The sequence below is a fragment of the Marinomonas maritima genome (assembly GCF_024435075.2).
Classification (GTDB): Bacteria; Pseudomonadota; Gammaproteobacteria; order Pseudomonadales; family Marinomonadaceae; genus Marinomonas; species Marinomonas maritima.
Genome location: NZ_JAMZEG020000004.1, coordinates 365,494 through 379,199, shown reverse-complemented (window position 1 = coordinate 379,199; position 13,706 = coordinate 365,494). Strand labels below are relative to the sequence as shown.

The window sequence follows — 13,706 nt, the reverse complement described above, 5'->3', positions numbered from 1 at the left end:
TCGTTATAATTGCGACTTTATGATGGTTGACCAATAGAGAGAACCAGTATGCGCCCAAGCGGAAGAGCAGTAGATCAGTTACGTCCCCTTAAAATCACTCGTCATTTTACAAAACACGCGGAAGGTTCCGTTTTAATTGAGTGTGGCGATACCAAAGTTATTTGTACTGCTACCGTGGTTTCTGGCGTGCCGCGTTTTTTGAAAGGCAAAGGCCAAGGTTGGATCACGGCAGAATACGGTATGTTGCCTCGTTCAACACACAGTCGTATGGACCGTGAAGCGGCTCGAGGTAAGCAAAGTGGCCGTACTGTTGAGATTCAGCGTTTGATTGGTCGTTCTTTGCGCGCGGCGGTGGACCTTAAAAAACTCGGTGAAAACACGATTACAATCGACTGTGATGTTATTCAAGCAGATGGTGGCACTCGCACGGCGTCTATCACTGGCGGTTTTGTTGCTTTGTCGGACGCAATGCGTGTTTTAGTTGGAAAAAAGAAGGTTAAAGAGAACCCAATTGTTTCCCAAATCGCGGCGATTTCTGTTGGTGTTTATAAAGGCGTACCTGTTTTAGATTTGGATTACCCTGAAGATTCTAATGCGGAAACCGATATGAATGTCATTATGAACGACAAAGGCGGTTTCATTGAGATCCAAGGCACCGCTGAAGGTGAGGCCTTTAGTGATGAGCACATGATGGGCATGCTGGCGGTGGCGCGTAAAGGCATTACGGAAATAATGGAAGCGCAACGCGCGGCTTTATCCGATAAGTAATGGATGTGGTGTATTTAATAAAATCTAGCTTCGGCTAGATTTTTTTTGCGTTGTGTTTAGTCATTGGGCTCGTTTTTTGCTGATAATTAAGAGTATTAATGCATTTATAATGCTTGAGTCGGGTTGTGTTCTGCTTCATATTTAAACATCGTGAAATGGGCGTAAGTTGGCTTATTTCAACGAAAAATTGAGTGACGGGGAACATAATAATGATAAAAATACGCCGTTTTTTACTTTCTTTTGTGGTGATAATGTTGTGCGTGCCAAAGGTTTTGTACGCTGAAGAAATTGTATTGCATACGATACATTTTCCTCCTCATGTTATTGATGCTAATAAGTTGCCGCCTTCGTCAAACTTTGGAGTGGTGGATACTGTTTATGGTTTTGATGTCGATGTGCTACGTGCCGCATACGCTACTCAGGGCGTGACGGTTCGAATCGAATTAATGCCTTGGAAACGTATCATGCGTGATGTGGAAGCGGGCTTGATATTAGGCGCTGTATCGTGTCGACCCATTCCTATTCGTGAAAAATTTGCACTATTTTCTGACAACCTGAGTGATTCTGCCAATACGTTTGTGACTCGCCGATCTTTTCTGGATGATGAGATTCCTACTTTAGATATTCTCAAAAAATACAATGTTGCGGCTGTAAATGGTTGGTCTCAAACCAACATTTTAGACAGTGCTGATATTCCTTACTCTTCTGTGTCAGGGCTAGAGCAAGGAATTAATGTGTTATTACGTCGTAATCAAGATGTTTTCATGACGGAGCGTGATAGTGCTATTTTTGCAGCTAAACGTATGCAGGTTATCGATTCCCTTAGTTTCTATGATGTGTCAGAGTTGGGTTTAGACCATTACTCTGTCTGCTTTAGTAAATTGCATCCAGAAGCCGAAAAGTGGCGTAATGTATTAAATAAAGGTTTGGATACATTGAGCAAGAGTGGCAAGAGAGACGAAATACTAAAGAAATACGGTTTTTCTTTAGTAACTCAATAGCCGTATAGAGTGAGGGATTATGTTAGCTCTGCGTAAGCGACTGTCGTATAAACAAGCTAAATGGGCCTTGGTGCTTTTGTTGCTATTAAGTCTCTTAATGAGTACTTTTCAAATTGCTATTGATTGGAAAGAAGAGCAGGTAATCATTGAAAATCAGATCATGTCGACGTTACGTATTGTCGAAAGTTCGGCATCAGAAGCGGCTTACTATTTAGACGATGATTTAGCCAAGACTGTTTTGACTGGCTTAATGCGCTCCAATAGCTTTCATAAAGCAAAATTAGAGGATGATTTAGGTTACGAATTGGCAAGCATGTATCGGTCATTAGCTCCTTTACCGTTACGCTGGTTATCTTCAAAAATTTTTAGTGGGTTACCCGCACGTTTTACCTTGCCTTTAAAACGTGACGATCAATTGGTGGTGGGTACTCTTGTTGTTTCAATTGATAATGCAGCAGCGACGAATGGTTTTATTCGACGAAGTATTCGCTTAGTTGCTACGTCCTTTATATCCGCGTCTTTACTCAGCCTAGCCATGTTTATGCTGTTTTATTTCCAAATTTCGAGGCCGCTTTATCGTGTGATTGAGCAACTAAATTGGCTGGAAAAAGAAGAAGACGAACCAGCCGAATTGAAGTTTAAACAGACGTCCCGTGAAGACGAACTGGGTATCTTAGCGCGTACTATTACGGCACTTTGGCATAAACGTAAGAAAGTAGAGAGTGAACTGGCGAAAAGCGAGGCGTATTTTAAAGCGGTGCTGCACCAATCCAGCGAATGCATGTTACTCACCAATTTAAAAGGCCAAATAGTGGATTGTAATAGCGAAACTTGCCGACTATTAGATTATGACACTCCCACGTTACTGACGTTAAATATTCAAGATATCGATCCAGAGCAAGAGCCGAGCACATTGAAAGGGTGGACGAGTAATTCGCAGGGAGATCCCAAAATATATGAGACGAAATACCATAAAAGTAATGGTGATTGCTTTCCTGTGGAAGTGTGTGGAAACATCATTACGCTAGACAATGAGGCCTTTTTCTTAGCGTCCTTTAGAGACATTACCCAGCGTAAAAAAGACCAAGAACAAGTGAACTTTTTGGCCTATTACGATGCGCTAACTAACCTACCCAATCGACGGTTTTTAAATCAAAACTTACAGCAAGTCATTACCACGGCTCGGGATAATGGACAAATAGGAGGGTTGTTATTTATTGATTTAGACCGTTTTAAAAATATTAATGATTCCATGGGGCACCATATGGGGGATGCCCTTTTAGTTGAAGCGGCTAAACGTATTGTTTCCTGTCTGTCTGAGGCGGATACGGCGGTGCGCATTGGTGGCGATGAATTCGTTTTGTTGATACCAATGCTTGATATAGAGCTTAATGAAGCACAGAAAAAAGTAACCTCGTTGGCTGAGACCTTGTTGGCTCAGATGTCTCAAGTGTTCCATTTAGAGAAAGCTGATTTATTTATTTCAGTAAGTATTGGCATTAGCTTGTTTCCTTTAGACGATGCGGATGACATGGAGGCTCTACGTCAAGCGGATACGGCTATGTATGAGGCGAAAGAGGGCGGCCGTAACGGTTTCCGCTTTTATCGTCAAGAAATGCAAGCGCAAGTAGCCGAACGGGCCACGTTAGAAAAAGCCTTACACAGTGCGGTTCGCAACGATGAATTCTATTTAGTCTATCAACCACAAGTGAATAAAAACGGAAAATTGATAGGTTTTGAAGTGTTGTTACGTTGGTTTAGTGAAGAACTTGGCTTGGTTTCTCCTTCGCGCTTTATACCCATTGCAGAAGAACTTGGCATCATTGATGATGTCGGATACTGGGTGTTAGACAACGCCTGCCAGCAATTAAAGGTATGGCAAGACTTGGGGTTACCGGCATCTTTTGAAGGCATGGCCATTAACATTAGCCCTTATCAATTCGCCAAGGACAGTTTTGTAGGCACAGTGAAAGAAGTCATAGAAAACACGCAGATAGAGCCTAGATTGCTCGATTTAGAAATCACTGAAGGTATGTTGGTTGAAAACATCGCGTCGGTCGCGGAAAAAATGGGGCAGCTTAAAGAGCATCAAGTTCGGTTTTCTATTGATGATTTTGGAACGGGCTATTCTTCATTGCGTTATTTGCAACATTTCCCTATCAATCAATTAAAGATAGATCAATCCTTTGTTCGTGACCTTTCTAACGATCCAAACAGTCATGTCATCATCAATACGATTGTGTCGATGGCGAATCACATGAATCTGTCTGTCTTGGCTGAAGGGGTAGAAAGCGCGATAGAAAAAAATATTTTAGAAAAAATAGGTTGTGCGAGATATCAAGGTTATTACTTCTCTAAACCTGTTACCGGTGATATTGCCACTCAATATCTGTGTGGCAGCGTGTCTTTCCCATTAGAGCGTCAAAGCATCTAAAGCCACCTTCGTGGCGCTAAATGTCAGTCATTGTGCGCGTTTTTGCGCCTTACAATCTTGCGGTTCTTTGCGATCATCTATTCACAATAAAAATAAGGAGAAGTAAGGTGAATAGACTGATTGGTGTTGGTGTATTAAGCGTTGCGCTCAGTTCAGGTGTACAGGCTGCGGGCGTAGACTTAGGTGGAAAGTGGATATTACAAGATGCTGACAGCACGCAAGCTAAGTTAGATGTCGCTGTTGAGAACGTGGCCCAGGAGATGAATTTCTTTATTCGCGCTTTGGCGAGGCCTGTATTAAAAAAACAGACGCAAATCTGTCATCAGTGGCTATTGGGTTTGCAGGAGACGCAATTTCAGTGGCAATGTGATGATGCGGAAGTGGATACCATTCCACTAACGGCCAACGCAGAAGTGATTAAAAAAGACGAAGAAGGTGTTGAAATCTCCGGCACTTATCAGCAAACGAGCGACTCGGTTGTTGTTATCCTTGAGTCCGAACGAGGCAAACGTACCAATACTTGGAAACAGGTCGGTGACCAAGAATTACTGTTTACCGTTAAGTTAGAGTCTGAAAAACTACCGACACCGCTGACTTGGTCGTTAACCTATAAGAAGCAGTAACCTTTTTTTGATTTTGTGACGTATTAAGCGAAAAAAGCGCCAGTAGATGAATACTCTACTGGCGCTTTTTTTATATCTGTTATTTATTCGTGTTTGCTGATATTAACGCTTCACTGCGCCCGTTGGCGCAAACTTAGCACCATCAAGCGGGGAGTGTTTTTGAATGTATTCCACCAACACATCAGCATCAACATAACCTGAGTTTACATAGTTTGGATGATCAACGATTTTAGGGTAACCGTCACCACCTGATGCGGTGTAATTGTTCATCGCGATACGGTAGGTTTTGCTAGCATTCAGCGCTTTACCATTCACCATGATGTTGGTTGCTTTGCCGTCTTTTAGCATTAAAGAAACGCCATCAAACTGTGCAAAAGCCCCTGTACCTGCTTGTTTTGCCGCTGCGGCAGTCAGGTAATCCGTTAACTCTGTTGCACTAAAGTCAACATAAGACACCATGTTTCCAAAAGGTTGTACTTTCAATACGCTTTTGTAAGTAACGATGCCTTTTTCTAAGTTGTCACGGATACCGCCAGAGTTCATGACACCGATGTCTGCACTTACTTTTTCTTTCATCGCAACAGAAATCAAGTTACCTAGGTTAGTTTCTTGATTACGAACAATGCTACGCTCGCCAATGAAGTCGTCGGTTGAAAAACCGATTTCAACATTCAGTTCGTCCTGGCCTTTTTCTTGGAAAGGCGACAACATTTCAAGCATCGTCGGGTCTTGTGCGATTTCGTCTTCAATGAAAACACGCACAGACTTGCCTTCAGCGTCTTTGACTTTTTTCTTCAAATTAACAGGGATTAATTGGTATTCAGACCACACAATAGCGCCATTTTTATAGACAAAGTCTAAACGTCCAACGTATTTACCCCATTCGTGTGCTTGCAAAATCAACGTGCCATTTTGCTCGTCTGGCTGGAATAAAGGGTTCTGAGAGTGCCCACCCACTACAACGTCAATACCAGGAACCGCTCGTGCTAGCGCGACATCACCAGGGGCATTACCGCCGTGATTACCATCTTGATAGTGGCCCATGTGGGTTACCGCGATAACGATGTCGGCTTTTTTACGTAACTCTGGAACCAACTTCTGAGCCACTTCAATCGGTGACTCGATTCGGATACCTTCTAAGAATTCTGGGTTACCCAATTTCACCGTGTCGTCTGTGGTTAGGCCCATAACAGCGATTTTAAGGTCATTTACTTGGAAAATCTTGTACGCTTCGAACAGTGGTTTGCCTGTTTTCGCGTCTAGAATGTTGGCAGATAGGAAAGGAAAGCCTGCCCAGTCATGTTGTTTTTTCAATACAGAAAGCGGGTTGTCGAACTCATGATTACCCAATGCCATGGCATCGTATTTCAGCATGTTCATGCCACGAAAATCTGGTTCAGCGTCTTGAAGATCTGACTCTGGAACGCCGGTGTTAATGTCTCCACCGGAAAGCAACAAAGAGTTGCCATCGTCTAGTGCGACTTCTTCACGGATGTTATCGATTAATGTTTTGCGAGCGGCCATGCCGTATTCGCCATTACTATTTTGCCAAAAGCGACCGTGGTGATCATTGGTGTGCAAAATAGTCACGCGGTATTCTTTGTCTTCTTGCCAGTCTGGCTTTTGCGGTCCCATCATAGAACACGCAGTTACGGAGAGCGCGACACCAGTAATGGCTAGATGCGTGATAAAACGCTTTGGTAATTTCATGGTTTAGTTCCCTTCATGATATTCGTCGACAGTACTTCGATTCTTGATAATCAAGTGTCACTATAGAGTGGCTTGTTTGATTACAGTTATGAAAATGTATCTCATATTTGTGACAAATTCGAGAGACTGTGCAGTAATTTTGACCATTTGTGCAGTAATACAGTGTTTTTGGCAAAAAAAAGCCTGCGAGAGCAGTAAACTCTGTCGCAGGCGTGCTTTAAATAGCTAAACCGTTATAAAAATAGACAATTAGAGGTCTAGACGTCGACCTGATTCTTTATCAAAGACAACCGCTTTGGAGGTATCAAACATCATCTTGATGATTGAGCCTGCTTCAGCTGGGTACATAGGGTTAGAGCGACAGTTGATTTCTGCATTGTTCACACGCGTCAGGATCATGGTGTCGGCACCCATTGGTTCAGTCACTTCTACTTCTACGTCGGTCGTAGTAACAAAAGGCTGACCTTCTTTGTGTGGCTGAGGTTCAGTGATCATTTCTGGGCGCAATCCCAATAGGATGGTTTTGCCTACGTACGCTTTTAGCGATTCTGGTTTAGGGAATGGCAAGGCGACGGTTGTGTTGGTGGCCAGTTCCAACATCGGTACGCCATTTTGTTCGACGACTTTGGTTGGAATGAAGTTCATCGCAGGCGATCCCATGAAGCCCGCAACAAACAGATTGGCTGGGTTGTCGTAAATTTCTTGTGGCGAACCTAGCTGTTGCACTTCACCGTCTTTCATTACCGCAATGCGATCTGCCAAGGTCATGGCTTCAATCTGATCGTGTGTTACATAAACGATGGTTGTGCCTAGTTTTTTGTGCAGCTTCTTGATCTCTGTACGCATCTCTACACGCAATTTAGCGTCTAGGTTAGAAAGTGGCTCATCAAATAGATAAAGCTGAGGGCGACGAGCTAAGGCGCGCCCCATGGCAACACGTTGGCGTTGACCACCAGATAATTGTGCTGGCTTACGATTTAGCAAATGATCAATTTGTAACATATCAGCAACACGCTGTACTTCGATTTGACGCTCTTCTTTTGGCACTTTGCGCATTTCTAAACCAAAAGAGATATTTTGCTCTACCGTCATATTTGGATACAAAGCGTAAGACTGAAACACCATTGCAATATCACGGTCTTTCGGGCTTGTGTAAGTCACGTCGTTATCGGCGATCAGAATGCGGCCTTCGGTGACATCTTCAAGACCGGCAATTGAGTTCATCAGGGTGGATTTACCACAACCAGAAGGCCCCACCAAAATCAGGAACTCGCCTGCTTTAATGGAAATATTGATGCCTTTTAGTATCTCTGTGCTGCCGTAGCTCTTTTTAACATTTTCAATGACGAGGTTTGCCATGTTATTACTCCAAATTTTATCGAGTCACTCGTGTGGTAAAAAATGAAAAGCACGAGTGCGTTGTTCGCTAGTGTTTGTAAATGTCGCGGTTAGCCTTTCACCGCACCGGCGGTTAAGCCACGGACAAAGTATTTTCCAGCGAATACATAAACAGCCAGTGTGGGCAAAGCGGCGATAATGGCAGCGGCCATGTCGACATTGTATTCTTTACCGCCAAAGCTGGTGTTTACCAAATTGTTTAATGCCACGGTTACTGGCTGAGTATCAAAGCCAGAGAACGCTACACCGAAGAGGAAGTCATTCCAAATTTGAGTGAACTGCCAAATCACGGTGACCACAATAATAGGGGTCGATACTGGCAAAATAATGCGGTAGAAAATAGTAAAGAAGCCAGCGCCATCAAGGCGTGCCGCTTTGACCAATTCATTCGGGATTGACTGGTAGAAGTTACGGAAGAACAGTGTCGTGAACGCCACACCGTAAACCACATGCACAAATACCAAACCGGAGGTCGTGTTTGCAATGCCTAACCAGCCCAATGTACGAGCCATTGGCAACAAGATTACTTGGAATGGAACGAAACAACCCAACAACAACAACGCGAAGAACAAATCACTTCCACGGAACTTCCATAGGGAAATCACGTAACCGTTAATCGCACCCAGCAGTGTTGAAATCAGCACGGCTGGTATCACGATTTGAAACGAGTTCATGAAGTAAGGCGAAATACCGCCACAGCTACTGCCTGTACAAGCGCTGGACCACGCTTTTACCCAAGAATCAAAATGCAATGAAGCCGGTAGAGAAAGTAATGTTCCAGTACGAATCTCTTCAACGTCTTTTAGCGATGTAATGAGCATGACGATAAACGGGATGAGATAGAAAGCCGCAACGATGGTCAATACAGTGTACAAGGCAACGCGTAATACTTTGTCTAGGCCAGATGTTTTACGGCCAACGGTACTTTTATTCATAGAATGACCGTTACTCATGGCGTTCACCTCGCAATTCTGAGTACAAATAAGGAACCAAAATCGCCAACACACAACCCAACATAATCATAGCAGAGGCAGACCCTAGGCCTACTTGGCTGCGGGTAAAGGTATGGGCATACATGAAGTTCGCTGGTAGATCAGAAGAGTAACCCGGACCACCATTGGTTAACGCGGCTACCAAGTCGAAACTCTTAATCGCAATGTGCGACAGGATAACCATGGCGCTAAAGAAAACAGGTTTTAGTGACGGCAAAATGATACGACGGTACGTTGTAAATATACTCGCGCCATCAAGGTGTGCGGCTTTAATAAGGTCGCCATCAACACCACGAAGACCGGCTAAGAACAAGGCCATAACAAAGCCAGATGCTTGCCAAACAGCGGCGATAACCAAACAGTAAATAACCATGTCTGGATCCGCTAGCCAATTAAACGTGAAGTCTTCGAAACCCAAATTCACCATCATTTTTTCTAGGCCATTGGTTGGATTTAGCAACCATTTCCACGCGGTACCTGTGACGATGAATGAAATCGCCATAGGGTAAAGATAAATAGTACGAAGTGCGCCTTCTGCGCGAATTTTTTGATCCAAGAAAATGGCCAGCGTAACGCCAAGGAATAAACAAATAGCAATGAACATCCCACCGAAGACACCTAGGTTGGTCAGTGCCACCATCCAACGGTCATTGTTGAAAAGGCGTTCATATTGATCAAAGCCGACAAAATCATAAGACGGCAACATGCGAGAGTTGGTGAAAGAGAGGACGGCTGTCCAAATCATATAGCCATAAATGCACACCAAGGTGACGATCACCGTTGGGGCCATGACTATTTTCGGCATCCAGTCGGCCAAGCTTAGGCGTGCAGGACGTCCTGACTGAGTCTGTCCTGACCCAGAATTGGCGGCTTTAGTATTCATAATTGATGCTTCACTACAGGGAGAAACGAAGAGACTGGCCAGAGGGCCAGCCTCGTATGTTTACTGCAAGCTACTGTTGCAGATTAGATCTTACATACTTGCTTTAACAGCGCGAGCTAGTTTGTCTACGGCTTCTTTTGATGTCATAGACTCATCATTGAAGAAGTTAGTCACAACGTCAAAGATAGCGCCTTGAACCATAGAGTTCACTGCCATGCCGTGAGCCATACTTGGTACTAAGCTGCCTGTTGTTGAGCTTGCTAGGAAGGCATCCATTGAAGACTGCGCACAAGCGTCAAACTTATCACGAGGCATGTTCAAGCGAGTAGGGATAGAACCCTTGTTCAGGTTGAATGTTTCTTGGAATTTAGGCTCAAGAATCAAACGAGCAAGATCTTTTTGCGCCGCTTGTTTGTCTTTACCATCGACTTTAAACATGGCTAGAGAGTCAATGTTAAAGGTGAATGCACCGCTTGTACCTGGTGCTGGGTAACAAACGTAATCAACGCCGGCTTTTTTACCAGCAGCGGTAAATTCGCCTTTCGCCCAGTCACCCATGATTTGCATTGCTGCGTCACCATTGATAACCATTGATGTTGCGATGTTCCAATCACGTCCAGAGAAACCTGGATCAACGAATTCACGCATTTGTTTGAAGGTATCAAATACGTCTACCATCTCTTTGCTGCGTAGAGCTTTATCAGACAAGCCGATGAACGCGCTGCTGTAGAATTGAGCGCCTTTAGACAAAGCAATGGCTTCGAATAGAGTCGCGTCTTGCCAAGCTTGACCACCATGAGCAAGTGGCGTGAAACCCGCTGCTTTGATTTTTTTCGCTTCAACGATGAATTGTTTCCAAGTCGTCGGGATAGATGCGCCTGACTTACGGAATACTTCAGGGTTTGCCCACATCCAGTTTACACGGTGAACGTTAACTGGTGCCGCAACATAATGACCGCCGTATTTCATTGTATCGCTAACAACGCGAGGAAGAACAACATCCCACTCGCCAGCTTTTGCAACGTCATCAAGATTTGTTAGGAAGCCTAGATCGCCCCACTCTTGAATAGTTGGGCCTTTGATTTGAGCCGCAGAAGGAGGATTGCCTGCAATGGCGCGAGACTTTAGAACTGTCATGGCAGATTCACCACCACCACCGGCAACTGCGAAGTCTTTCCAAGTGTGGCCTGCACCAACCATTTCTTCTTTAAGCACATTGATCGCAGCGGCTTCGCCACCTGATGTCCACCAATGTAGAACTTCTACTTCACCAGCTTGAGAAGTAGCTGCGGCTAGAGAAAGTGCAACTGTGGTTAAACCGAAAGCAATTTTTTTCATGATAGCAACCTTTGTTATTGTTATGTCGTCTAATCAAATACATCAACATGTTTTGATATTGCGTTATTCGTCTCGACGTCGCTGTCTGAATATCAGCGTATGCGTACGTTCGAGTTACAGAATTTAGCAAAGGAATTAACAAGTAGGGGTAAAGTAGAGCAACCTATTGTAACGAAGTCTTGCAAGGTTGCTTTTTTATGTCGATTTTATTGCGCTTTAATTGCACAAATATAACGTATCAAGTTCCACAAGAAGTTAGTGTCTTGGCAGCCAAAGTTTTGCTTCTAGCCCTTGTTCAATATGGTTGCTTAGCGTCACTTCGCCACCATGGGCGCGGGCAATATTTCGGGCAATGCTGAGCCCTAATCCCATACCGCCTGGGTGACCTGAGTGGTCAGGAGTAAGCCGAGTGTAGGGTTGAAAAACTTTATCCATTTTATCAATCGGGATGCCGGGACCTTGATCACAGATGCGAATACACACTTCATCTTCATCGTCTTCGATGTAAACCGTGGCGGTTTTGCCGTAGTACAAAGCATTGTCGACCAGATTGCCGAGGCAGCGTTTAATCGCAAGGGGTTTACCAATAAAAGGATGCTCTAATTCACCGACAACAGTGAGTTTAGTATCGTGTATGTTCGCGGTGGACTGCATGTCTGTGAGCATTCGAGAAATATTGACTTCGATACGATTTTCATGAATATCGGTTTCTTTTACGCTTTGCAGTGCGCCTTTTACCAGCATATCCAAATCTTCCAAATCGCGGATCATCGCATCGCGAATGTCATCTTCATCCAGCATTTCAGCCCGCAAACGTAGACGTGTAATCGGGGTTTTTAAGTCATGGGAAATGGACGCAAACAATCTTTCTCGGTCATTCAAATAGCGCTGGATACGTCGCTGCATATCGTTAAAGGCTTTGGCGGTATTGCGCACTTCGACACTGCCAACTTCTTTTATGGGTTTCCAATCACCTTGCCCAAAGCGTTCTGCCGCGCGAGCGAGTGTCGCTAAAGGACGAGTGACGCGTCTGAGTATAAGAATAGTGAGTAGCAGTACGGTAATGACGGACATTGCCATGGAAAACAAACGGTCACCACTGAGTGCCGATGTACCCTCTAAGAAATAAGGGTCCGGCATTAAACTGGCAAGATACAGCCAATCGGTGTCATTGACGGGAATTTGAATGACAATAATCGGTGGCGTTAATGGTTTTACTAATAAGCTGTGGTGTCCCCAGCGTTCTGGTAAATCCACTAAGCGAGTTTGGTTGTTGATGACGTGTAGGTCGCTTGGGCTAGAGAAGGAAATTTTAGCATCATGAATGCCCAGCTGTTTTACTAGGGTTGATTGAACTTCGTTTTTGACAATGTCTTTGAGTGGAGAGTCGGGAATGTTATTGATGCGAATCTCTTCCTTGTTGAGAGTCACAAAGAAGCGTGTTCCACCCATGTCTTGCAACTGATCGATGACAATGTGGCGATAATTAGTGGGTAAAGATTTGAAGTAACTGACTGTGGCGGCGATACGAAATGCCATGTGTTTAGACACTTCACGTACGTTTTCTTCGGTATCGGATTCGAGTTGTCGTAGCCAGATGGTCGAACTAATAAATTGGGCACTGGCAACACCCAGTGCCATGATGATCAATATTTGCCCAGTAAGCGACTGAGACCAGCGCTTGATGCGCGAGCTTTTGCTCAGCGGCGTGCTAGTGGGCATTGCTGATCGTTTCGACATTCGCGGTTAAAATATAGCCTTGGCCACGAACGGTTTTAATTAATTGTGGGTGGCGAGCGTCTTCTCGTAAACGTTGGCGCAAGCGGCTGACATGCACGTCAATAAAGCGATCAAGTGGTGCGCTGTCACGGCCACGTGTATTTTCCGCAATCAGATCTCGCGTTAGTACGGCACCAGGATGGGTTAAAAATAACATAAGAAGGTTGTAATCAGCGCCGGACAAAGACTCTTTTTCGTCCTCAAAGTGCAGCTCACGCGAGATGGTATCCAGTGTGAAGTGTGAGAACCGGTAAAAGCGATGGGCAACGGGCGCCATCTCCACGACTTCACTGTGTTCCATGCGTCTCAGGATTGCTTTGATACGAGCGAGCAGTTCACGAGGGTTGAAAGGTTTCGCAAGATAATCGTCGGCGCCAATTTCTAGGCCAATAATTCGATCCATTTCATCAGAATTTGCCGTGAGCATGATCACAGGTACTTGCGATTGTGTTCGTAAAGAACGACACACCGCAAAACCATCTTGACCGGGCAGCATGATGTCTAAAATGACAAGATCAATATTTTGCTCTGCTCGAAAATCGGCTAAAAATGCTTCGCCAGAATCGGCGGTTAACACCGTAAATTGGTGTTTTTCTAAGTAAGTTTTGAGCAGGGTGCGAATCTCGTCGTCATCGTCTACAACATAGATACATTTAGCGTGGTTCATTCTCTTGCTCAGTGAAAGGTTAAGGTTTTATTTATTATAAACAGTATCGCATGATTTTGAGTCTAACAAGAAAGTGTTAGGGAACCAATTACCCATATTAGCTTGCTAGAGTA

At 44.3% G+C, this 13,706-nt stretch carries 11 protein-coding genes; 4 read left to right on the top strand and 7 right to left on the bottom strand.

Annotation, left to right across the window (positions count from 1 at the left end):
* The first annotated feature begins 48 nt into the window (after window positions 1-48).
* The 4 genes from rph to M3I01_RS16895 all read left to right on the top strand — a co-directional run bounded on the left by rph (window position 49) and on the right by M3I01_RS16895 (window position 4,826).
* Window positions 49-768: a ribonuclease PH gene (gene rph, locus M3I01_RS16910; RefSeq protein ID WP_255897088.1), complete on the top strand. Its 720-nt coding sequence runs from the start codon at window positions 49-51 to the stop codon at window positions 766-768.
* A 209-nt stretch (window positions 769-977) separates the two neighbouring features.
* Window positions 978-1,769 carry a substrate-binding periplasmic protein gene (locus M3I01_RS16905; RefSeq protein ID WP_255897087.1) on the top strand — a complete coding sequence of 264 codons (792 nt, stop codon included), beginning with the start codon at window positions 978-980 and terminating at the stop codon, window positions 1,767-1,769.
* 97 nt (window positions 1,770-1,866) lie between these two features.
* Window positions 1,867-4,203 (top strand): sensor domain-containing protein, encoded by a 2,337-nt coding sequence (locus M3I01_RS16900; protein ID WP_255897086.1) that lies wholly within the window; start codon window positions 1,867-1,869, stop codon window positions 4,201-4,203.
* A 107-nt stretch (window positions 4,204-4,310) separates the two neighbouring features.
* Complete coding sequence (locus M3I01_RS16895) at window positions 4,311-4,826, top strand: hypothetical protein (RefSeq protein WP_255897085.1); 516 nt, start codon at window positions 4,311-4,313, stop codon at window positions 4,824-4,826.
* Between the two features lie 102 nt (window positions 4,827-4,928).
* On the opposite strand, the gene ushA is transcribed toward M3I01_RS16895, so the two are convergent.
* The 7 genes from ushA to M3I01_RS16860 all read right to left on the bottom strand — a co-directional run bounded on the left by ushA (window position 4,929) and on the right by M3I01_RS16860 (window position 13,593).
* Window positions 4,929-6,536, bottom strand: a complete 1,608-nt coding sequence (gene ushA / locus M3I01_RS16890) for a bifunctional UDP-sugar hydrolase/5'-nucleotidase UshA (RefSeq protein WP_255897084.1) — start codon at window positions 6,534-6,536, stop codon at window positions 4,929-4,931.
* Window positions 6,537-6,785: 249 nt separating this feature from the next.
* Entirely contained in the window at window positions 6,786-7,895 is a 1,110-nt protein-coding gene (locus M3I01_RS16885) for an ABC transporter ATP-binding protein (RefSeq protein WP_112135287.1), read from the bottom strand.
* A gap of 89 nt (window positions 7,896-7,984) precedes the next feature.
* On the bottom strand, window positions 7,985-8,869 hold the full coding sequence (locus M3I01_RS16880) for a carbohydrate ABC transporter permease (protein WP_112141418.1): 885 nt from the start codon (window positions 8,867-8,869) through the stop codon (window positions 7,985-7,987).
* A 10-nt stretch (window positions 8,870-8,879) separates the two neighbouring features.
* Window positions 8,880-9,809: a carbohydrate ABC transporter permease gene (locus tag M3I01_RS16875; protein ID WP_275565207.1), complete on the bottom strand. Its 930-nt coding sequence runs from the start codon at window positions 9,807-9,809 to the stop codon at window positions 8,880-8,882.
* A gap of 90 nt (window positions 9,810-9,899) precedes the next feature.
* Window positions 9,900-11,147: an ABC transporter substrate-binding protein gene (locus M3I01_RS16870; RefSeq protein ID WP_255897083.1), complete on the bottom strand. Its 1,248-nt coding sequence runs from the start codon at window positions 11,145-11,147 to the stop codon at window positions 9,900-9,902.
* 255 nt (window positions 11,148-11,402) lie between these two features.
* A complete protein-coding gene (locus tag M3I01_RS16865) occupies window positions 11,403-12,869 on the bottom strand; it encodes an ATP-binding protein (RefSeq protein WP_255897082.1) in 1,467 nt (488 codons plus the stop codon).
* Window positions 12,859-13,593: a response regulator gene (locus M3I01_RS16860; protein ID WP_255897081.1), complete on the bottom strand. Its 735-nt coding sequence runs from the start codon at window positions 13,591-13,593 to the stop codon at window positions 12,859-12,861. Before M3I01_RS16860 ends, M3I01_RS16865 begins: the two co-directional genes overlap by 11 nt.
* Window positions 13,594-13,706: the final 113 nt, after the last annotated feature.